Genomic DNA, 21,224 nt, shown 5'->3' with positions numbered 1-21,224 from the left:
GACGCGATCCGCGCGGCGTTCGCCGAGCCGCGCCCGATCAACCTCGACCTGGTCGACGCCCAGCAGGCCCGGCGGGCGGTCGACCGCATCGTCGGGTACCGCCTGTCGCCGGTGCTGTGGCGCACCGTGTCGGCCGGGATCTCGGCTGGGCGGGTCCAGTCGGTGGCGCTGCGGCTCATCGTCGACCGCGAGAACGAGATCCGTGCCTTCGTCGAGCAGGAGTACTGGAGCTTCGAGGCGATGTTCGCGGTCCGAGACGATCGCGCGGCGCGCTCCCCGGTCCAGGCGTCGTTGCACGCGGTCGGCGACCGGCGGCTGGCCACGCCCCGCGACCTGGAACGGGCGGAGACCTCCGAGCGTCGCGACGTCGACGACTACCTGCTGATCTCCGACGGCGACGCCGCTGAGACGCTGCGCGCCCGGATCGGCGACGTCGACCGGTTCGAGGTCCGTGCGGTCCGCCGCAGCGAGACCCGTCGCAACCCGTCCCCGCCGTTCACCACCTCGACCCTGCAGCAGGAGGCCGCACGCAAGCTCGGCTTCTCGGCCAAGCGAACCATGACCGTGGCGCAGCAGCTGTACGAGGGCGTCAACCTACGCGGCGAGGGGCAGGTCGGGCTGATCACCTACATGCGAACCGACTCGGTCAACCTCTCCGATGTGGCGCTGCGCGATCTGAACGCCCTGGTCGGGGAGCGCTACGGGGAGCGGTACGCCCTCGACAAGCCACGCCGCTACCGGACCAAGCAGAAACGCGCCCAGGAGGCGCACGAGGCGGTGCGGCCGACCTCGGCCCGGCGCACCCCCGAGTCGCTCCGCGGCCAGCTCGACCGCGACCAGCTGCGCCTGTACGAGCTGATCTGGAAGCGGACGGTCGCCACACAGATGGCGCCGGCCGTGATGGACCGCCTGTCGGCGGACATCGTCGGCGTGGCCGCCGACGGCGAGGAGTTCACCTTCCGCGCCACCGGCCAGGTGATCAAGTTCGACGGGTTCATCGCCGTCTACCTCGAAGGACGCGACGAGGACGAGGAAGGCGACGGCGACCTCAGCGACCGGTTGCCCGACCTCGAGGAGGGCCAGGTCCTCACGCTCGACGACCTCACCGCCAACCAGCACTTCACCCAGCCGCCGCCGCGCTACACCGAGGCGTCGCTGGTCAAGACCCTCGAAGCGGAGGGCATCGGGCGCCCGTCGACGTACGCGTCGATCATCTCCACGATCATGGGGCGCGAGTACGTCCGGTTGGAGGGCCGTCGGTTCGTGGCCACGCCGCTGGGCGAGGTCGTCACGGCGTTCCTGAAGGCGCACTTCGGCGAGGTCGTCGACGTCAAGTTCACCGCCCGCATGGAGGAGGAGCTGGACGAGATCGCCGGCGGCGAGGAGGACTGGGCCGCCATGGTCCAGCAGTTCCTCGACGAGGTCGACCACTGGGTCCGCGAGCGCAAACCGGAGCGACCGCGGCTCCCGCTGATCCCTCCGGCCGAGTGCCCCGTGTGCGGCACCCCGATGGAGAAGGTGTTCTCCGGCAAGTCCAAGCAGTGGTTCGCGTCGTGCAGCCGCTGGCCCAACTGCGAAGGGACGCTCCCGCTCGACGAGCACGGGCGGGTGACCGAACCCGAGCCCGAACCCGAACCCGACGAGCGCGTCACCTGCCCCAACTGCGGGAAGCCGATGGTGCGTCGCACCGGCCGGTTCGGGGAGTTCTACGGCTGCGTCGACTACCCGTCGTGCAAGGGCATCGTCAACGTCGCGGCCCGCACCCCGTTCACCTGCCCCAAGTGCGGCGAGGGCAAGGTCGACCAGCGCAAGAGCCGGTACGGCAAGCCGTTCGTCGGGTGCAGCCGGTACCCGGACTGTGACTTCGCGGTGTGGAGCGTGCCGCTCCGCGACCCGTGCCCCCACTGCGGGGCGCCGCTGAAGCCGCCACCGCGGAACCGGAAACGGCCGATCGCGACCTGCGCCAACCCCGAGGACCCACACAAGATCGAGCTGGAGGACTTCGACCCGCCGCGCGTTGTGACGGTCCCGGCGGTCGACGGCGTCGAGGGACTCGACCCGGACCTGCCCGGCTACGAGGGGCCGACCTGGGAGGAGATCGCCCAAGCCGACGCTGCGGAGGCCGACGAAGCCGACGCGGAAGACGGACCCGGCGACACCGTCGGTGAGCGTGAGGCCGCCACCGCCTGACCTGCGAGCCTCCAGCACTACGATCGCGGCCGCCGTGCGACGACTGCCAGGAGAACGTGGCCACGGACCGACGCGACCGTCCCTCGGCCGGGGACGGTGGCGAGCAGCTGTTCGGCGGGCTCGGATGGTGGGAGCGTTCCGCCTACGTCGCCCTGCTCGCCGACGCCCGGTACAGGCGCTTCTTCTTCGCCAGCCTCACCTCCAGCCTGGGGGACTGGGTCGGGGTCCTGGCGATCCTGGCCCTGACCGAGACCGTCGTCGGCCGCGCGTCGCGGGCGGCGGCGTTCGCCCTGTCGGGCGTGATGGTCGCGCGGATCCTGCCGATGCTGGTCCTGGGGCCGGTGGCCGGCGTCTACGCCGACCGGTGGGACCGCAAGCGGACCCTGATCGCGACCGACGTCAGTCGCGGGCTGATCATGGCCGTGATCCCCTTCGCGCAGGACTTCTTCCAGCTGTTCGTCGCGTCGTTCGTGATCGAGCTGTTCTCGATGGTGTTCTCGCCGGCGAAGGAAGCGACGCTGCCCAACATCGTCCCGCGTGAACGGCTGGTGCAGGCCAACCAGCTCACGTTGATCGTCACCTACGGGACGCTGCCCCTGGGCGGGGTGTTGTTCGCCGCGTTCGTGCAACTGCGGGGTCTGTTGCCGGCGTGGGAGATCGTCGCGCAACGGCCGGAGTCGGTCGCGATCTGGGCGAACGCGCTGACCTTCCTGCTGTCGGCGTGGCTGTTCTTCGGGATGCGGTTCCCGCCCCAGGAAGCCCCCGCCGAGGCGACCGAGACGTCGCTGGGCACGCGCGCGGTCCGCGAGGTCAAGGAGGGTCTGCGTTTCGTCGCGACCCGGCCGAGGCTGCGTGCCCTGATCGTCGGCGTGATGGCTACGGCGTTCGCGGGTGGCCTGCTGTTCGCGCTGGCGAAGCTGTTCGTCAGCGTGATCGGGTCCGGTCAGTCCGGGTTCGGGCTGCTGGTCGCGGTGGTGGGCGCCGGGATGCTGGTCGGGTTGCTCGCGGCCGTGCCGCTGGACCGCCACTTCGGCAAGGACCGGCTCTTCGGGCCGGGGGTCGGGGTGGGCGGGGCGTTCGCGTTCGTGGTGGCCCTGATGCCCAACCTCGGCCTCGCGTCCGCGGCGGCGTTCGTCATGGGTGCTGGCACCGGCCTGGCGTTCGTGACCGGGTACACCCTGCTGCAGGAGAACGCCGGCGACGAGATCCGCGGCCGGGCGTTCGCGGTGTTCCACACCGGCGTCCGTCTGGCGCTGTTCCTGAGCCTGGTGGTCGGCCCGGCGGTGGTCGGGGTGCTCGGCCTGGAGAGGGTCGGCGGGTACGAGATCGGCGGGGTGCGGGTGACGATGGCCGTCGGCGGGCTGATCGCCGTGGCCGGTGCGGTGTGGGCCACCCGCGAGCTCGAGCGGCTGCACGACCGGTCGCGGCCACAACCGGCCACCGGCACCGGGACGGGGACGTTCGTGGTGTTCGAGGGCGGGGAAGGAGCCGGGAAGTCCACCCAGCTGCGCCTGCTCCGTGACGCGCTGGCCGACGCCGGGTACGACGTGGTGGTGACCCGCGAACCGGGGGGCACCGAGCTCGGTGAGGAGCTGCGCGACCTCGTGCTCGACCCCGACCGAGACGTCACCGACCGGACCGAGGCGCTGCTGTACGCCGCGGCGCGCGCCGAGCACGCCGCCGAGGTGATCCGCCCTGCGCTCGACGAGGGAGCGGTGGTGCTGTGCGACCGGTACGTGGACTCGTCGATCGTCTACCAGGGGGCGGTCCGTGGGCTGGGCGAGGACCGGATCGACGAGCTCAACCGGTGGGCCACGCAAGGCCTGGCCGCCGACCTGGTGGTGCTCCTGGACATCGACGCCGAACAGGGACTCGAGCGGGCCGACGGCTCCACACCCGACCGGCTCGAGCGCCAAGGTGTCGAGTTCCACCGGCGGGTCAACGAGGCGTTCCGGCGGCGGGCTGCGGCCGATGCGGACCGCTTCGTGGTGGTCGACGCGACCGGACCTGCCCAGCAGGTGCACCAACGCATCCGCGAGGTCGTCTTCGAGCTCCTGGGGCACGAGACGGAGACGCAAGCGTGAGCGAGGGTCTGTGGGGTGAGGTGATCGGCCAGCCGGCGGCGACCGCGGCACTGCGGGCAGCGGTCGCCAGCGGCTCGGTCGCGCACGCCTGGTTGCTGGTTGGCCCGCCCGACGTCGGCCAGCGCGAAGCGGTCGCTGCCCTGGCCGCCGACCTCAACTGCCTCCACGCCGACCCGTACGCGTGCGCGACCTGTGACATCTGCCGGCGGATCCGTCGCCGTGCTCACCCGGCGCTGCGCGACCTCGAGCCGGAGGGCGCCTTCCACGTGGTCGACGCCGTCCGCGAGGAGTGGATCCCCACGGCGACTAGCTCCCTGCTGGACGGGCGGATCAAGGTCCTGCGGGTGGTCGAGGCCGACCGCATGCACGACGCCACCCAGAACGCGTTCCTGAAGGTGCTCGAGGAGCCACCCCCCTCGGTGGTGTGGGTGCTGGAGGTGGCCGATGACGCACAGCTGCTGCGCACGATCGTCTCGCGCTGCCGCCGGCTGGACTTCGTCCAGTGGGGCCGCGACGACCTGGCCGCTCGCGCCGCCGACCTGGGGCTGGGTGAGCGCAGCGCAGACCTGGTCCGGGCGGCGATGGGGTCACGGGCACGGCTCGAGGAACTGCACGATCCTGAGGTGGCCGCGGCTCGCGACCGGCACCTCGGGGTGGTCGGGCGCCTCGCGGAAGAAGGGCCCGCCGCGGCGGTCCCGGCGGCGCGTGAGCTCACCGACTGGTCGAAGCGACGCGTCAGACACCAGCGCGACCGCAACGCCCGCGACCGCGACCGGTTGGAGGAGGCCTACGGCGGCGAGTGGCCCGCGGGAGCCAAGACCCGCCGCGAGCGCCGGGACCGGCGCCGGGAACGAGAAGCCGGCCAGGCGGCGTTGCGGACGGCGCTGGCGGATCTCGCCGCGTACCTGCGCGACCTGATCGCGGTCGCGGGCGGAGCCGACCCGGCGGACCTGATCAACCGCGACCACCGCGAGGCGCTCAACCGGGATGCGGCGCGTGTCCCGGTGGCTGTCGCGGTCGATGGCCTGCAGGCGGTGGCCGACTGCCTCCAGGCCCTCGAGCACAACGGCCAGCCCGACCTGCACGTCGAGCGGCTCCTGCTCCGCCTGGGCGTTCCGCTGCAGCGATCAACGTCGCAGCAGCTGGTGCGACGGGACTGACGCTCGCTGACGGGCAGGTGGCCGCGCGGTTCCGGGCGCCGGTACCCTCGGCGCCTCGACTCGCTGGAGTAGCTCAGCCGGTAGAGCAGCCGCCTCGTAAGCGGCAGGTCAGGGGTTCGAATCCCCTCTCCAGCTCCGAGCTCTCATCATCCGGGCGCTGGCCCTGCTCGGGTCACGGCCGCACAGGACCGCCGCGATGCCCGAACGTGACCGCGCCGACCCCCGGGGCGGCGACCTGCCCTGGGAGTCGCTGACGATCCCGACCCCGCGTGGCGACGTCCAGGCCCGCCTGCATCTCCCCGCCAGCGCCACCGCCGCCGCGGTCATGGTCGGGGGAGTCGGCGGCGGGTTCGACACGCCCGGCCGTGACCTGTACCCGCGGATCGCCCACCGTCTGGCCGCCAGTCGCGTCGGTGCGCTGAGGGTCCGCTTCCGCAACCCGAGGTCGCTCGAGGAGGCGACGGCCGACCTGGGGGTCGGCGTCGAGCAGCTCACCCGGCGGGGGATCGAGCGGGTGGCGCTGGTCGGCCACTCGTTCGGCGGAGCCGTCGTGGTCCGCGTGGCCGCCCGGACCGACGCTGTCGTCACGGTCGTCACGCTGGCGACCCAGAGCTACGGCGCCGAAGCTGTCTCCGGGCTCGGCGACCGCCCGTTGCTGCTGGTCCACGGAGCCAACGATCGGGTCCTGCCCGCCGGGGCGTCGCGGTCGCTCGCCGCCCGCGCCAGCGGGCCGGCCGATGTCCGGATCCTGCCCAGCGCCGGCCACGACCTGCTCGAGGCCCGCGACGAGGTGCTCACGCTCGTCTCCGACTGGCTGGTGGCCCACCTGGCGTCGCCGGCGACGCGGGCGTGACCCGGCCGCACGCTCGTGCTTCGAGTCACCACTCGGCGAGCAACTCATCGACGGCACCCGCGAGGACGTGCGGGTGATCCTCGGGGACGAAGTGCTTGGCGCCTTCGACCCGGTGCAGCTCGACGCCGAGGTCCCACGCGAACCGCTCCCCGTACCTCACCTTCTGGAACTGGTCCGCCGCACCCCAGACCACCCGTGCGGGGACGTCGAGCTCCCTGATGTGGTCCTGCACCGCCAGGGTGTCGCGGACGTCGAGCGACGTCACCTGTCGCGCGAGCGCCGCCGCCCCGTCGTGCTCCGAGTACGGACGCCAGTGCACCGCGAACGCGTCTCGGGCCAGCTGCAGGTCGTCGTGGCCGCGCACCATCAGCGTGGCCAGGACCGGCTGGACCGCCCGGGGATGCAGCCGCGCGAACACGTCGCTGACCGCCCGCAGGGCCTTGACGCTGGGGATGGGCCACGAGTCGTACCCCACGGCGTTGGTGAGCAGCAGGCCAGCGCACCGCTGGGGCTGGCGGATCGCCGCGATGTGGGCGACGCCCCCGCCCAGATCGTGGCCGACCAGGATGGCGCGCTCGATGGCGAGCTCATCGAGCCAGTCCAGGAGGTAGTCGCTCTGGCGCGCCACCGAGATGTCGCGATCGCGGCCGGCGGGGATGCTCGCGCCGTACCCGACCATCTCGAACGCCAGGCACCGCGCCCGGTCGAGCAGCGGGACGACGTGGCGCCACAGCGCCGGGCTGGTCGGGATGCCGTGGAGGAAGACGACCGGTGGACCCTGGCCACGCTCCTCCCAGCGGACGGGGACGCCGCCCACCGACGCTTGCCGAGACTCCATGACGTCGTACCGATCGCCGCTGACACCGACCACCATGGCAGGGTCGTTCGCTGACGCCGCGTCCGAGCGCCGGTCGAACGACGCGAACTCGCGGCCAGACAGCCGTGTGGGACCGTTCGCCCGCCGGGTGGCGCCGCGTGCCCGGCCGGCGACGTGGGGAACGCCGGTAGGGTCCCGCCGACCGACCGGGAGTGGCCGTGGAACCGGGAGGCTGGAAGCGTCGGTTGCTCCGCGCGCTGCCGTCGTTCGAAGAGGAGATGGCACTCCTGGGGGACCTGGTCCCACCCGGCGGGGTGTGCGTCGACGTCGGCGCCAGCTACGGGTTGTACGCGGTGGCGCTTGGGCGCCTCGTGGGCCGAGCGGGATGCGTGCACGCCTTCGAACCTCGACCCCCTTCGCGGCGGGTGCTGCGGGTGGTGACGTCGCTGCTGGCCCCCGGCAACGTGCGGATCCATGCCGTGGCGCTCAGCGACCGCGACGGGAACGACGTCCTCGTCACCCCACAACGGCGTTGGCTGCTCCCTGTGCCCGGCCGCACGTTCCTCCGGAGCAACCTGGATCGGTCCCGCGGGAGCGCGCACTACTACGCGGGCTGGGACGGCGAGTTCGGGGGTGCGACCGAGCGGCGGGTCGCCGTCTGCCGGCTCGACGGGATCGTCGACGGGCGCGAGCCGGTCGGGTTCGTGAAGATCGATGTGGAAGGTGCGGAGCTGCGCGTCCTGCGCGGTGCAGCGGCGACGATCGCACGGGACCGGCCGCCCGTCCTGTGCGAGATCGAAGCCCGCCACACCGCCAAGTACGGCCGGGATCCGGACGAGGTCCACGGATGGTTCGCTCAGCGCGGTTACACGATGCACAGGCTGACGCCTGTTGGTCTGCAGCGCTGCGAGCGGGTCACGGCCGAGGCGAACAACTACCTGTTCGTCCCCAGCGATCGATCCACCGGCTGAGCCGCGGACGTCCAGTTGTCCGATTCGGGCTACTGGCAGGAAACGGCGCCGGCCGTGGCGAAACCTACGTCGGCGAGCTTCACTGTCGGCGGAGGGATGACGTGGCGAACGCTCAGCACGATGAACGGCGGGGACGACCGGTCCCGCCCACCACGCCGCCGTCCCAGATCGCCGTCGCACGGCTCCACCACGCCCTGGACGACGCGCTACGCAGCTTCCACGACGAGCTGAGCGAGGATCTGCTCACCACCCTCCTGCTCCGCGACGCTGGGAAGGTCGATGAGGCTCGCCGCGTGTTGCAGCGCCGCCGCGCCCGGCTGCGTGAGCTCGAGGAGGCACTGACCGCCGCGGTCGCCGCCGCGGTCGTCGAACGCGAGACCGAGTGCATCCTGGCTGCGGCGGCCCGCGACACCCGCCCTCGTCCGTCGCGGATCCCTGCACCGCTGCGGACGCTCGCCACCGCGGTGACCGTCCTGGCCGCCCTCGCCGTGGCGCTGGTCACCCCGCCTGAGCGGATGGTGGCCCCCGAGCTCGTCGCCGGCCACGGCGATGGGTCACGCACGGCAGCGGCGCCTGCGGGCCAGCCAGCGGTCGAAGCGCCGTCTGCGGATCCCGCGGCCGAGACGCCAGCGGGGTCGAGCCCGCCGGCGGCCGACCAGAGCGCCGACGAGGCGGCTCAGACCACAGACGATCCGCTCGATGTCCTGCGGCGATCGGGCCCGTCCGGGTCACTGCTGGCTCGCATGACCGAGGATCCCCGCAACGCCCCGCTCGCGCACCTCCTCGGGGTCGACCGGATCGTCACGGAGCTCGACACCCACACCGACGGTCCGACGCAGATCGCAGAGGACCCCGCTGAACCGCCCGCGCCTCCGGCCCTCGACGCCGACGGACCCGAGACGGGGACGGAGCTCGACGAGGACGCCGAGTACGTCCCGGCCGTCCCGCCGCCGCCTCGGACGGGGGCGCCGCCGCCGACGGGCGAGGACGCTGGCGGTCGGGCGCCCGACGGCCACGAGGATCGCCCGTAGCTGCAGGCGTCCGTGCTAGGCCACGTCGTCTAACGGGTTCCGTCTCGACCCTCTCGCGCGGCTTCGCACAGACCCCTTCGGGCGTTGGTCCGACGACGTGAACGCGCCCCTCGTCAGCCGGACGCCGGACTGAATCGGACATTCTGGCTCAAGGCGCCGGCCCAGCCTGCCGACAACCACCCAGCGTGACACCAAGCGTGACACCAAGCGTGACACCCCGTCACGCTCCGTCTTGCTGGGACATGGGTCGTTGCGGGAGGCAGTGGCGATGGGGACGTTGACCTACCCCCAAGCGCGGGTGGTCGTCCTCGGGTTCGGTGCGGCGCTGATCTGCGGCGTCGCGATCGCGTCGTTCTACCGCGGCGCGGACGTCGTCGAGGTCGGGGCGACGGTCCTGTTCCTGCCGGTGCTGGCCGGCCTGGTGCTAGGTCGCGTCGCGGGAGGCGTCGCAGCGGCTGTTGCCGTCTCCGTGTTGTACGTCGCGGTGCGTTTGTCCACGCTCGGTGGCCTGCCGGCGGCCGACTTCTTGGCGCCCGTGTCGGTGCGCGTGCTGCTGTACGCCGGGTTCGGTGTCTTCGGTGGCTGGGCCAACGACGTGCTCGCCCAGGGCCTGCGCAAGCTCGAGCTGTACGACGAGGTCGACGACGACACGGGGGTCGGCAACGCTCGGGCGCTGACGTCGGTGCTCGACCGTGAGCTCGAGCGTGCCGCCCGCTACGGGTCGGTCTTCTCGCTGGTCGTCGTCCACCTCGAGGACGCCGCGTTCGCCCCCGTCGATGGGCGGCGGGCAGCCCGCGCCCTGCGCCGGACCTGCCAGTCCTTGGAGCGCAGCGTCCGCACCACCGACCTGATCAACCGCGTCGCGTTCCCGTCCCGGGAGGACGTCGTCGTGGTGCTGCCCGAGACCGGACGGGCCGGCGTTGCGTTGCTGGCCGAGCGCGCCGTCGCGAGCGTGCGCCAGCTGCTGGCCGATCACCGCCTGACCGTCTCGCACGACACCGTCCACGCGGAGGTCCTGACCGTCCCTGGAGATGAGCAAGCCGTCCGCAGCTACCAAGCGGCGACCGCCGCCGTCCTCGGCCGTGAGGTCGTCACCGTCAACGGAGCAACCCCGTGAAACCACGTCTGTTCACAGGCCGCACCGGCGGCATCGCATCGATCCGGCGGGTCGCCCGCCCGTTCGCCTTCCTGCTGCTGCTGACCAGTGTGGTGGCGTGGTCCGAACTGTCGGCAGCGCTGGCGACCGAGTTCCACTCCGCTCAAGAAGCCGAGTTCGGTCGCCTGCTCAACGCGGAACGGTCCGGGCGAGGTCTTCCGAGCCTGTCCCACTCCGACGCGCTACGGACGGTGGCGCGGCGACACAGCCAGCGGATGATGGCCGAGGGTCGGATCTTCCACAACCAACGGCTCCAGCAGGACGTCGAAGCGGTCTTCCCCAACTGGGCGGAGATCGGTGAGAACGTCGGCGTGGGCCCGACCGTCCCCGCCGTGCACCTGGCCCTGATGGAGTCACCGACCCACCGCGCGAACATCTTGAGCCGCAACTACGCCCACATCGGCGTCGGCGTCGTGACGGGTGCGGACCGCCTGTTCGCCACACAGAACTTCCTGCGGCTCGAGCCGGGCGCGGCACCGCCGCAGGCCGCCCAGTTCCGCCTCGCCGGCCCCAACCGGGTCGCGACCGCCCGGGCGATCGCCGACTTCGGCGTCACGCCAGGGACAGCGCGCGGGGCGGTGGTCGCACCCTCCGGCGACTTCCGCGGCGCCCTGGCCGGCGCCGCCCTAGCGGGGGCGCTCGGTGGGCCGACGGTGCTGTCGAGCACCGACACGCTGGACGGCGATGCACGCGGGGCGTTGGAGCGGGCGCTCGGGCCGGCACGCTCCGGGAAGACGGTGTACCTGGTCGGTGCCTTCAGTCCGGCGGTGCGTGACGCGGTCGCGAGCCTCGGCGTGCAGGCGGTCGTCCTCGGTGGTGGTGACCACGTCGCCAGCGCCGCGGCTGTCGCCCGGGCGCTGCCCACCCGGCCATCCACGGCGCTCGTCACCACGGTCACCGACTACCCCGACGCGCTCGCCGTGTCCGCCGTCTCGGCCGTGACCGGCTGGCCCGTGCTGTACACCGATCCCTCCCAACTGTCGCAGGGCACCGCAGGCGTCCTCCAGGAGCTGGGGATCCGGCGGACCCTGGTGATCGGAGGTCCCAGGGCGGTCTCGGAGGCGGTCGCCAGCCAGCTGGCCAACGTCGGCGCCCCGCCGGCGGGGCGGCTGGCGGGCCCATCCCGACTGGAGACCGCCGTCGCTGTCGCCGACTTCGCCCTCTCCAACGGTCTGACACCCGGCCACGTCCAGGTGGCGACCGCCTACAACTACCCCGACGCGCTGGCCGGCGGGGCGCTGGCCGGCGTGCTCCGCTCGCCGGTGGTGCTCACCACCGGCGACCGGCTGCACCCCACACCGGCCGCGTGGCTGCGCACACACCGATCGCGGGTCGAGGCCGTGTACGTCCTGGGTGGCGCTGCGGCGGTGTCGACCGCGGTCGAGGCCGGCCTGGCCGACGTACTGCGCTAGGCGGTTGCGGCCGCGCTGGCGGCTCGCGTCACGCGGCGAGACGATGCCGCGGAGCGCCGGCAGGTGCCGCGCGGGGCGCTGGTAGGCTCCGGCGGCGCCACCGCCCAGGGAGGTCGCCTCACCGATGTCCACCGCGCTGCGTCGCCCGGCGCCTGCGGTGGTGCTCGCAGGGCTGTTGGCGATCACCGCGGTGGCCGCTGCTGCCACTCCAGCCCACGCGGCCGTGGAGGGGCGTGAGGTCCTCGCCGTAGAGGGCGGGGGAGGCGGCCAGACCGGAGGAGGCGGCCAGACCGGAGGAGGCGCAGGCGGCGGCGAGACCACCGGCGGGGACACCACCGGCGGTGGTGGACCAACCACCGAGGAAGGCCAGCTCCCCGGTCCCGACCCCAACCCGGAGAACAGCTTCGCGCCCACCGAGTTCAAGCCGTCGTGGACCTTGTGGATGGGGGTCCTCCTCACGGTCGTCACTGTGCTGATGCTCGCAGCGCTCGGCTTCATCTACGTCACGATGGTCCGCAACCGACAGCCGGAGGGGCGCTGACCTCGTGCCGGACCCGGCGACCGACGGCCCAGCGCGACTGATCGACGAGGCGATCTCGCTCCGGATCGCCGCGGTCGTGGCCACACCCGGACGTCGCGACCCTGCGGCCGCCGCGCGGCTGCGCTCCGCGATCGCTCGCGACACGGCGGTGGCCGACGCCGCGGCCCGCGCCTGGACCGGGCTCGGCCGCGACCTGTCGCCCACCCGGGTGCGAGTGGTGAGCCGCATGGGGTGGGTGCAGGCCAACCTGATCGGTCTCCGCGGAGCCCTGGAACCGCTCGCCGAGCGTCTCCAGCGCACGGCAACCGGCCGGTGGGTCGGGAGCCAGATCCTCGGCGTGCAGCTGGGCGCGCTGCTGGGCCTGCTGTCCACCAAGGTGCTCGGCCAGTACATCCTGCCTCTGGGCGGTCCCGGACAGGCGCAGCTGGTGCTGGTCGGGCCGAACGTCTTGGAGCTGTCCGAGCGGTACGGCGCGGTCGCCGACGACGTGCGTCGCACGGTCCTGCTGCACGAGCTGGCCCACCGCCTCCAGTTCGACGGGGTGCCGTGGCTCGGCGACCACCTGCGCGGCCTGTTGGACCGCTACCTGTCGGCCACCCGGCTGGACCCATCGGCGGTCCTGGACATCGTCGGGCGACTGCCGGACGTCGTGCGGGCGCTCCGCGACGACGCGACGCTCACGCCCCTGCTGCAACTGGTCCTGACCGACGAGCAGCGCGCCGTGGTCGTGGAGGCGCAGGCGCTGATGAGCCTGCTGGAGGGCCACGGCAACGCCACGATGTACGAAGCGGCCGACGACCTGGTGATGGACCCCGACCGGGTGCGCCAGGCGCTGGAGCGACGCCGCCGGGATCTCGGCACCCGGCTGATCACGGCGGTGACGGGACTGGAGATGAAGCGCCGCCAGTACCTCGACGGCGAGTCGTTCGTCCGCACGGTCGTCGATCGGGTCGGGACGGCGGGGCTCAACCGCGCCTTCGACGGGCCGGATGCGCTGCCGTCAGCGGCGGAGATCGCCGACCCCGACGCGTGGCTGACGCGTGTCCACGGCGGGGCGTCACCGCGCAACTGATCGCCCGGACCTCGACGCCAACGAGCGGGCCGTCTCCAAGTACCGTCGGCGGCGTGACCCCATCCCCACGCGCCCCCCGCGGCCGGCGGGTCGCGCCCGGCCCGCTCCGTGCCGGCCTGCAGCGCCAAGAGCTGGTGGAGGAGGTGACCCGCGCCCTGGCACCCCTGGAGGCGGGCGCCGCGGCGCTCGTGGCGGTGTCCGGTGGCCCCGACTCGACCGCGCTGGTGGCGCTCGCCCAAGAAACGCGGCCAGACGTCGCTCTCACGCTCGGTCACATCCGCCACGGCCTGCGCGACGACCGCGCCGACGTCGCCGCCGTCCACGCACTGTCCGCCGCGCTCGGGCTCCCCCTGCGGGTCTCGGAGGTCACGGTCCGTCGTGGGGGCCACGGTTTGGAGGCCGCCGCCCGCGTCGCCCGGTACGCGGCGTTGGCCCGGCTGGGCGCTGCGGTGGTCGCCGACCGGGATGGCCCGTGTTGGTTGCTCGTGGGCCACACCGCCGACGACCAGGCCGAGACGCTGCTGCTGCGCCTGGCCCGCGGCACCGGCTTGACCGGCCTGGGGGGCATGGCGCCGGTGCGCGGCCGCGTCGTCCGCCCGCTGCTCCGCGTCCGACGCAGCGACGTCCGGCGGTTCGTGGCATTGGAGGGTCTGCACGCGGTCGAGGATCCCACCAACCTCGATCTGGACGTTCGCCGTGTCCGGGTCCGTCACCACGTCGTGCCGGGCCTGCAGGCGGTGGCCTCCGACCCGATCGGCGCTCTGGCACGGCTGGCCGACCTGGCCCGCGACGACGCCTGCTACCTCGAATCGGAAGCCGCGCGGGTCGCTGCCGCGGTCGTCCGCCCCTACGGGCCTGCCCGGGCGGTGCCCACCGACGACCTGGTGGGCCTCGACCCGGCGATCGGCGGGCGCGTCGTGCGCCGCCTGCTGGGTGAGGTCCGCGCGAGCGACGTCCCGGTGACCGCTGCCCACGTCGCCGCCGTCCTGGACCTCGATGGGGGTTCGGCCGTGGACGTTCCCGGTGCCACCGTCACGCGCGGCGGTGGCTGGATCGCAGCCGTCCCTGCCGACGTGGCCCCACCATCACCGGTCGACCTGGAGATCCCTGGTACCGCGACCTGGCCCTGCGCGGGACTGCTGCTCCGCGCCACCGTGGCGGGGACCGGCCCCGGTGGTCAGCTGCCCCTCGCTCTGGATGTGCCGTGGAGGCCCCCGTCGCGCGACGTCGCACCGTCGGCGATCCCACCCGGCGGCGACCCCGCGCTCGCGCACCTGGTGCTGCCGGCCGCGGTCACCGACCGCGCGCTGATCGTCCGCGGTCGTCGACCCGGCGACCGGGTCACGACCGCTGCGGGGACCCGCAAGCTCCAGGACCTGTTGGTCGATGCCGGCGTCCCCCGCGCGGTGCGCGACCTCCTGCCGGTGGTGGTCGCAGGCGACGGGACGATCCTGTGGGTGCCCGGCGTGGTCGCCGACGCGGCGGCCGCGGCCGCCGGCCGCGAAGCCCCGGCCGTCGAGCTGGCGGTGGAGGTCTGAGGAACCGGGTGTAGCCTTGTCGACCATGCCCCGGGAGTCGCTGGCCGACGTGCTCGCCCGCACGGAGTTCGATCTCTCCGCCGACCTGGCCGCCGACCTCGACGAGGTGCTGATCACCGGCGAGGCGATCCGCGACAAGCTCGGCGAGCTCGCCGCGGAGATCGACCGGGACTACGCCGGTCGGGACGTCCTCCTGGTCGGCATCCTCAAGGGGGCGTTCGTCCTGATCGCCGACCTGGCCCGGCATCTGAGCGTCCCGGTCAGCATCGATTTCATGGCGGTCTCGTCGTACGGGGCGTCGACCCGGACCTCCGGGGTGGTGCGGATCCTCAAGGACCTCGACATCGACATCGAGGGTCGCCACGTCCTGCTCGTGGAGGACATCGTGGACTCCGGGCTGACTCTCAACTACCTGCTGCGCAACCTGCGGTCACGCCAGCCCGCCAGCCTGGAGGTGCTCGCGCTGCTGACCAAGCCGGGCCAGCGTCGGATCGACCTCCCGATTCGCTACCGCGGCTTCGAGGTCCCCGATGTGTTCGTCGTCGGGTACGGGCTGGACTACGAGGAGCGGTTCCGCAACCTGCCGTTCGTGGCGACGTTGCGGTCGGAGTGAAACGGCTGACTCTCACCGACGGTGTCGCCACCGTCTGAACGCCGCGTCGGCGTCTGGACGCCGCCACGCCCCCCGCCGGCCCGGCATGCCGGTGGTAGCATCGCCATCCCGCGGGGGCGTCCGCGAAGTCCGCGGGTGGACATCCGCACGGGGACTCGAGCTCGAGGCGCACGGGTGTCCGCCGCGGACGCGAGTGAGGGAACTCTTTGACGATGCAGCGCCTGTTCCGCGGTCCGTTCCTGTGGATCCTGGTCGTGCTGATCGCCCTGTGGGCGACGGTCAGCATCGTCCAGCGATCGGCCGGGCCGCAGGAGATCCCCTTCTCCGCCTGGAGCCAGGCGGTCGAGCAGGGCCGTGTCCAGTCGGTCGAGGTCAGGTCGCAGGCTCGTGAGCTCACCGGGAAGCTGACGGAGGCCGGCGGCGGCGGCGAGTTCCACTACCGCACCCACTTCGATCCCGACATCCACGCCGAACAGATCCGCGACCTGGCGCGCGAGCACAACGTCGAAGAGGTCACGGTCGACCCGCAGCAGACCTCGGCGGTCGTGAACTTCCTGTTCTCGATCGTGCCGTTCGTGTTCATCTTCCTGCTGTTCTTCTTCCTGATGCAGCAGATGCAGGGCGGCGGTGGCCGGGTGATGCAGTTCGGGAAGGCCAAAGCCCGGACCGTGTCCAAGGACCAGCCCAAGGTCACCTTCGCTGACGTGGCCGGCGCCGACGAGGCGGTCGAGGAGCTGCGGGAGATCAAGGAGTTCCTCGAGAACCCGCAGAAGTTCCAGGCGATCGGTGCCAAGATCCCCAAGGGCGTCCTGCTGTACGGCCCGCCGGGGACGGGCAAGACCCTGCTCGCGCGTGCCGTCGCCGGCGAGGCGGGCGTCCCGTTCTTCTCGATCTCCGGCTCGGACTTCGTCGAGATGTTCGTCGGGGTGGGTGCGGCGCGGGTGCGTGACCTGTTCGAGCAGGCGAAGGCCAACGCGCCGGCCATCATCTTCATGGACGAGATCGACGCGGTCGGCCGCCACCGTGGTGCCGGCCTGGGCGGAGGCCACGACGAGCGCGAGCAGACCCTCAACCAGCTCCTGGTCGAGATGGATGGCTTCGATCCGCGCGCCGGCGTGATCCTGATCGCTGCGACCAACCGGCCCGACATCCTCGACCCGGCGTTGCTGCGTCCCGGCCGCTTCGACCGCCAGATCGTCGTCGACCGCCCCGACCTCCTCGGCCGCAAGGCGATCCTGAAGGTGCACACCCGCGGCAAGCCGCTCGCCGACGACGTCGATGTGGATGTCCTGGCCCGCCAGACGCCCGGCTTCACCGGGGCCGACCTCGCCAACCTCGTCAACGAGGCCGCCCTCCTCGCTGCCCGGTTCGGGAAGCAGGAGGTCGCGATGGGCGAGCTCGAGGAGTCCATCGAGCGGGTCGTGGCCGGCCCCGAGCGCCGCACCCGGTTGATGAGCGACGACGAGAAGCGCATCGTCGCCTACCACGAAGCCGGCCACGCGATCGTGGGGCACGCGCTGCCCAACGCCGACCCCGTCCACAAGATCTCGATCATCCCGCGGGGACGGGCACTGGGCTTCACGATGCAGCTGCCGACTGAGGACCGCTACCTGATCGCCCGCGCGGCGCTGATCGACCGCCTCGCGGTCATGCTCGGCGGACGTGTCGCTGAGGAGCTCAAGATCGGCGACGTCACCACGGGGGCTGGCGACGACCTGCAGCGCGCCACCGCCACAGCCCGAGAGATGGTCACCCAGTACGGGATGAGCGAGCGGCTCGGGCCGGTCGTGCTCGGCGAGAAGGACCACCAGCCGTTCCTCGGTCGCGACCTCGGTGGCCACCAGAACTACTCCGGGGAGGTCGCCTACGAGATCGACCAGGAGGTCCGTCACCTGATCGACGAGGCGCACGACGAGGCCCTGGAGATCCTGGTCGAGAACGCCGCCGTGCTCGAGAACACCGCCGAGCGGCTCCTGGAGGTCGAGACCATCGACAAGGCGGCGCTCGAGGACGTCTTCGCGCCGATCAAGAAGCGGGCGAGTCGTGCTGTCACCGCCCCCCAGGCCGCCAACGCCGCGGCGGTCCTGCAGGCGCTGCGGCGCCTCGACGGCGACGGCGCCACGACCGGGAACGGGTCGCCGTCGGCCGGGCGGACCCGCCCGCCCACGGCGCATCGGGGCGGTGGCGGGGGCTCCTGACGACGAGGTGCCCCAAGTAACGAGCTGCCCCAGGTAACGAGCTGTGCCAAGTAACGAGCTGCCAAGTATGGTCGTCCGATGGAGGTGGCGTGTGGATGAGCACGGCGCCGTGGACGTCGCCGCGCGCGACCAGGCCGGGCACGCGACCGACGGGGAGCGACCCACGTCGTTCGATCACGCCAAGATCGAGCAGGCCGTCCGGCTGATCCTGGAGGCGATCGGTGAGGACGTGGACCGCGAGGGCCTGGTCGACACCCCCAGCCGGGTCGCCCGCGGACTCCACGAGCTGTGTGCGGGGCTCCGCAGCGACCCCAAGGACGTCCTGACCGTCGTGTTCGAGGAGGGACACGACGAGATGGTGATGGTGCGTGACATCCCCCTCTACAGCTTCTGTGAGCACCACCTGCTGCCGTTCCTGGGTCGCGCTCACGTGGCGTACATCCCCAACGTCAAGGGGCAGATCACCGGCGTGTCCAAGATCGTCCGACTGGTCGACACGGTGGCCAAGCGCCCCAACCTCCAGGAACGGCTGACCACGATGGTCGCGGACACCCTCGACGAGGTGCTCGACCCGCGGGGTGTCCTGGTCGTGGTCGAGGCGCGACACCTGTGCATGGAGATGCGCGGCGTGCGCAAGCCCGGCGCCGAACTGGTCACCAGCGCCGTCCTCGGCTCCTTCCGCGATGACCTGCGGACGCGGGCCGAGGCGATGAGCTTCATCTCCGCGCGGTGACGGCCGCAAGCGGCGACGGCGCGCCGGTCAGGCCGCTGGTGCGGGTCCGTGATGCCGCTCTCACACCCGACGGCGGGCCGATCCGCGTCACCGTCAGCCGGCTCGCGTCCCCGGAGGCGGTCGCCGATGCCTTGGCCCCGGCCGGTGCGCGCACCACTGTGGCACACGGGCGGTTGACCACCGTCACGACCACGTCCCGCCTGGTCGACGCGGTCGGGCGGGCACTCGGCCGGCCGGCCGCCGACGCGCTCGACACGGCCCTGACCGCGGCGGTCGCAGCCTGGCACGGCCCGCCGCCAGACCTGCAGACACCCGCCGGCGTGGTGACGTGCAGCCGCCGACCGGTCGTGGTCGGCGTCGTCAACGTCACCCCCGATTCGTTCTTCGACGGGGGTCGCTACTACGCCCCGCCGACCCACCCTGGCCCGGCGATCGACCACGGGCGGGCGCTGATCGACGCCGGCGCCGACCTGGTGGACGTCGGGGGCCAGTCGACCCGTCCCGGCTCCGAACCCGTCTCCGAAGACGTCGAACTCGATCGGGTGGTGCCGGTTGTTGAGGCGCTGGCAGACGGCGGCGCCGTGGTGTCGGTCGACACGACCAAAGCGGCGGTGGCCAGAGCAGCGGTCGGTGCGGGCGCCGCCGTGGTCAACGACGTGTCGGCCGGGGCGTTCGACGACGAGCTGCTGCCGACGGTCGCCGAGCTGCGTGTGCCGTACGTGCTGATGCACATGCAGGGCACACCCCGCACCATGCAACGCGAGCCGACGTACACTGACGTGGTCGCCGAGGTCTTCGAGTTCCTCGCCGAGGGTCTCGAGCGGTCCGCCACCGCGGGGATCGAGCCGACATCGGTCGTGGTCGATCCCGGGATCGGGTTCGGCAAGACGGTGGCGGACAACCTGGAGCTGCTCCGCGACGTCCGCGAGCTGACGTGTCTGGGGCGTCCCGTGATGGTGGGCACGTCGCGGAAGTCGTTCCTCGGGCGGATCACCGGCGGGCTGGCCGCCGACGCGCGGCTGGAGGCGTCGATCGTGACCGCGGCGCTGGCGGTGGCGCGTGGGGCGTCGATCGTCCGCGTTCACGACGTCACCGAGACCGTCCGGGCGCTGCGCGCGGTGCACGCGGTGGCGACGGGGCGGTGGTCGTAGGGGCCTGAGCTCCCGCTGTCGCAACGCACGGTCGCCGCCACACCTACCATGCCGCTCGATGGACCGGATCACCCTCCACGGGATCGAGGTGTGGGCCCACCACGGCGTCCGGCCCGACGAGCGCCGACTCGGGCAGCCGTTCGTGGTGGACGTCACCGTGGACCTGGATCTGTCAGCGGCGGCGGCGAGCGACGACCTGTCCGACACGATCGATTACGCCACCGTCGCCAGCGACGTCGCGGCGGCCGCGGCCGGTGGTCCCTATCACCTGCTGGAGTCGGTCGCGGGCCGGATCCTCGACGCGGTCCTGGGTCACCGGCGGGTCGCGGCGGCCGAGGTCACCGTCAACAAGCCGCGGGCTCCGTTGCCGGTCCCAGCCGCCGGGGTCAGCGTCACGCTGCGCCGCACGCGGGAGCCGTGAGTTGCGACGGTGGTGGCCGTGGCGGCGGACGCGGACGGCTTTCCTGAGCCTGGGCAGCAACCTCGGGGACCGGCTGGCGACGTTGCGAGCGGCTCTGGAAGACCTCGACCGCCACGACGACGTCGACCTCGAGACGGTCTCGGCGGTGTACGAGACCGAGCCGGTCAGACCCGAGGGCGCCGCCGAGGACGACCCGCGCTACCTCAACCTGGTCGCCGTGGTCACCACCACGCTCCCGCCGCGCGACCTGCTCGACCTCGCCCACCGGGTCGAGGCCGCCCACGGCCGGGACCGGGAACGCGAGGAGCGGTGGGGCCCGCGCACCCTCGACATCGACCTGTTGCTGTACGACCACGAGGTGATCGACGATGCCAGCGTCACGGTGCCGCATCCGCAGCTCACCGAGCGGGCGTTCGTCCTGGTCCCGCTGGCCGAGGTGCTGCCCGCCGGCGCGACCCTCCCCGACGGGACGACCGTGGCCGGCCACCTGGCGCGCCTCGCCCCGATCACCGGTGTGCAGCTGTACGTGCGGCTCACCGAGGGTCCGGGCACGACCGACGACCCGCTCAACCGACGCCCCCCGGGCCCGCCCGGGGGACCCCCGCGCCTGTCGGAGCGCCACGGCGGACCGGGCATGCGCCGACACCGTGACCCGGGCGCGCCGTGAGCGACGCTCCGCAGGAGCGGCGCGAGAGGAGCGGTCTTAGGTCTCCTAAGACCGCGACGGAGGTGGACCCGTGAGCGACGCTCCGCCAACCGGAGAGGGTCTTAGGTCGCCTAAGACCGAGCCGGTACGGATCCAGGAGCGGCGCGAGAGGAGCGGTCTTCGGTCTCCTTAAGACCGCGACGGAGGTGTCCCCGTGAACGACCGTGCCCTGCCCCGCGGCACCGTCGCGGTGGTGGGCCCCGGCCGGGTCGGGACGGTGCTCGTTGCGGCGCTCCGCCACGCCGGTCACCGCATCACCGCTGCGGCTGGTGGGAGCGAGGAGTCACGGCGACGCTTCGCAACGCGCTTCCCTGCGGCGGGCACCGGCGTCGACCCGACGGTGGCGGCCGGGGCGGACCTCATCGTGGTCGCCACCCCCGACGATGCCGTCGCGGACGTGGTCGCGGCGCTGGCCGGCCCAGCAGACGCCCTCGGCGAGGGTCAACGCGTCGTGCACGTCGCCGGATCTTTGGGGCTGTCGCCGCTCCGCCCCGCCCGCCTGGCCGGCGCTCGCGTGGCGGCCTGCCATCCCGCCCAGACCATCCCCAGCGCGGACGCCGACCCGGCCGTCCTGCAC

Annotated in this window: 18 protein-coding genes, 1 tRNA gene and 2 pseudogenes; 19 read left to right on the top strand and 2 right to left on the bottom strand. The window is 72.7% G+C overall.

Features of this window, described 5'->3' with window-relative positions; genetic code table 11:
- The 3 genes and pseudogenes from topA to M3N57_02115 all read left to right on the top strand — a co-directional run.
- Positions 1–2,190, top strand: a 2,190-nt coding sequence (gene topA, locus M3N57_02125; protein ID MDP9021496.1) for a type I DNA topoisomerase, incomplete at its 5' end; no start/stop codon positions are given.
- Between the two features lie 56 nt (positions 2,191–2,246).
- Positions 2,247–4,274: a dTMP kinase gene (gene tmk / locus M3N57_02120; GenBank protein MDP9021495.1), complete on the top strand. Its 2,028-nt coding sequence runs from the start codon at positions 2,247–2,249 to the stop codon at positions 4,272–4,274.
- Between the two features lie 20 nt (positions 4,275–4,294).
- Positions 4,295–4,711, top strand: a pseudogene (locus M3N57_02115) (DNA polymerase III subunit delta').
- A 562-nt stretch (positions 4,712–5,273) separates the two neighbouring features.
- Here M3N57_02115 and M3N57_02110 read toward each other — a convergent pair.
- A pseudogene (locus tag M3N57_02110) lies at positions 5,274–5,459 on the bottom strand (hypothetical protein).
- Between the two features lie 37 nt (positions 5,460–5,496).
- Here M3N57_02110 and M3N57_02105 point away from each other — a divergent pair.
- Both M3N57_02105 and M3N57_02100 read left to right on the top strand, forming a co-directional pair.
- A tRNA-Thr gene (locus M3N57_02105) sits at positions 5,497–5,569 on the top strand.
- A gap of 61 nt (positions 5,570–5,630) precedes the next feature.
- The gene (locus tag M3N57_02100) at positions 5,631–6,287 is read left to right on the top strand and encodes a dienelactone hydrolase family protein (protein MDP9021494.1); all 657 of its coding nucleotides are present in this window, start codon (positions 5,631–5,633) and stop codon (positions 6,285–6,287) included.
- Positions 6,288–6,312: 25 nt separating this feature from the next.
- On the opposite strand, the gene M3N57_02095 is transcribed toward M3N57_02100, so the two are convergent.
- Positions 6,313–7,161: an alpha/beta fold hydrolase gene (locus M3N57_02095; protein MDP9021493.1), complete on the bottom strand. Its 849-nt coding sequence runs from the start codon at positions 7,159–7,161 to the stop codon at positions 6,313–6,315.
- 161 nt (positions 7,162–7,322) lie between these two features.
- Here M3N57_02095 and M3N57_02090 point away from each other — a divergent pair, with 161 nt between their 5' ends.
- The 14 genes from M3N57_02090 to M3N57_02025 form a co-directional block, all read left to right on the top strand.
- The gene (locus M3N57_02090; GenBank protein ID MDP9021492.1) at positions 7,323–8,075 is read left to right on the top strand and encodes an FkbM family methyltransferase; all 753 of its coding nucleotides are present in this window, start codon (positions 7,323–7,325) and stop codon (positions 8,073–8,075) included.
- A gap of 101 nt (positions 8,076–8,176) precedes the next feature.
- Positions 8,177–9,106, top strand: coding sequence for a hypothetical protein (locus M3N57_02085; protein MDP9021491.1), 930 nt, complete (start codon positions 8,177–8,179; stop codon positions 9,104–9,106).
- Between the two features lie 268 nt (positions 9,107–9,374).
- Positions 9,375–10,223 (top strand): GGDEF domain-containing protein, encoded by an 849-nt coding sequence (locus tag M3N57_02080; GenBank protein MDP9021490.1) that lies wholly within the window; start codon positions 9,375–9,377, stop codon positions 10,221–10,223.
- On the top strand, positions 10,220–11,674 hold the full coding sequence (locus M3N57_02075) for a cell wall-binding repeat-containing protein (GenBank protein ID MDP9021489.1): 1,455 nt from the start codon (positions 10,220–10,222) through the stop codon (positions 11,672–11,674). Before M3N57_02080 ends, M3N57_02075 begins: the two co-directional genes overlap by 4 nt.
- 124 nt (positions 11,675–11,798) lie before the next feature.
- Complete coding sequence (locus M3N57_02070; protein ID MDP9021488.1) at positions 11,799–12,215, top strand: hypothetical protein; 417 nt, start codon at positions 11,799–11,801, stop codon at positions 12,213–12,215.
- A gap of 4 nt (positions 12,216–12,219) precedes the next feature.
- Complete coding sequence (locus tag M3N57_02065) at positions 12,220–13,287, top strand: zinc-dependent metalloprotease (protein ID MDP9021487.1); 1,068 nt, start codon at positions 12,220–12,222, stop codon at positions 13,285–13,287.
- Between the two features lie 53 nt (positions 13,288–13,340).
- Complete coding sequence (gene tilS, locus M3N57_02060; GenBank protein MDP9021486.1) at positions 13,341–14,825, top strand: tRNA lysidine(34) synthetase TilS; 1,485 nt, start codon at positions 13,341–13,343, stop codon at positions 14,823–14,825.
- Positions 14,826–14,850: 25 nt separating this feature from the next.
- A complete protein-coding gene (gene hpt / locus M3N57_02055; GenBank protein MDP9021485.1) occupies positions 14,851–15,438 on the top strand; it encodes a hypoxanthine phosphoribosyltransferase in 588 nt (195 codons plus the stop codon).
- Positions 15,439–15,644: 206 nt separating this feature from the next.
- Positions 15,645–17,636 carry an ATP-dependent zinc metalloprotease FtsH gene (gene ftsH, locus M3N57_02050; protein ID MDP9021484.1) on the top strand — a complete coding sequence of 664 codons (1,992 nt, stop codon included), beginning with the start codon at positions 15,645–15,647 and terminating at the stop codon, positions 17,634–17,636.
- A gap of 184 nt (positions 17,637–17,820) precedes the next feature.
- Positions 17,821–18,369, top strand: coding sequence for a GTP cyclohydrolase I FolE (gene folE / locus M3N57_02045; GenBank protein MDP9021483.1), 549 nt, complete (start codon positions 17,821–17,823; stop codon positions 18,367–18,369).
- Positions 18,370–18,407: 38 nt separating this feature from the next.
- Positions 18,408–19,520, top strand: a complete 1,113-nt coding sequence (gene folP, locus M3N57_02040) for a dihydropteroate synthase (protein MDP9021482.1) — start codon at positions 18,408–18,410, stop codon at positions 19,518–19,520.
- A gap of 58 nt (positions 19,521–19,578) precedes the next feature.
- The gene (folB, locus tag M3N57_02035) at positions 19,579–19,941 is read left to right on the top strand and encodes a dihydroneopterin aldolase (protein MDP9021481.1); all 363 of its coding nucleotides are present in this window, start codon (positions 19,579–19,581) and stop codon (positions 19,939–19,941) included.
- A gap of 1 nt (position 19,942) precedes the next feature.
- The gene (gene folK, locus M3N57_02030) at positions 19,943–20,608 is read left to right on the top strand and encodes a 2-amino-4-hydroxy-6-hydroxymethyldihydropteridine diphosphokinase (protein MDP9021480.1); all 666 of its coding nucleotides are present in this window, start codon (positions 19,943–19,945) and stop codon (positions 20,606–20,608) included.
- A gap of 193 nt (positions 20,609–20,801) precedes the next feature.
- A partial coding sequence (locus tag M3N57_02025; GenBank protein MDP9021479.1) for an NAD(P)-binding domain-containing protein occupies positions 20,802–21,224 on the top strand: 423 nt, incomplete at its 3' end.

Source organism: Actinomycetota bacterium, from assembly GCA_030776725.1.
In the GTDB taxonomy this organism is placed as follows: domain Bacteria; phylum Actinomycetota; class Nitriliruptoria; order Nitriliruptorales; family JAHWKO01; genus JAHWKW01.
The sequence above is the reverse complement of the archived record's forward strand: the minus strand, read 5'-3'. Positions and strand labels throughout refer to the sequence as shown.

Excerpts from the sequence above, each read along its gene's own strand:
- M3N57_02100 (MDP9021494.1), top strand. The coding sequence starts at position 5,631 with ATGCCCGAACGTGACCGCGCCGACCCCCGGGGCGGCGACCTGCCCTGG.
- M3N57_02095 (MDP9021493.1), bottom strand. The coding sequence starts at position 7,161 with ATGGTGGTCGGTGTCAGCGGCGATCGGTACGACGTCATGGAGTCTCGG.
- M3N57_02080 (MDP9021490.1), top strand. The coding sequence starts at position 9,375 with ATGGGGACGTTGACCTACCCCCAAGCGCGGGTGGTCGTCCTCGGGTTC.
- M3N57_02070 (MDP9021488.1), top strand. The coding sequence starts at position 11,799 with ATGTCCACCGCGCTGCGTCGCCCGGCGCCTGCGGTGGTGCTCGCAGGG.
- hpt (MDP9021485.1), top strand. The coding sequence starts at position 14,851 with ATGCCCCGGGAGTCGCTGGCCGACGTGCTCGCCCGCACGGAGTTCGAT.
- folB (MDP9021481.1), top strand. The coding sequence starts at position 19,579 with ATGGACCGGATCACCCTCCACGGGATCGAGGTGTGGGCCCACCACGGC.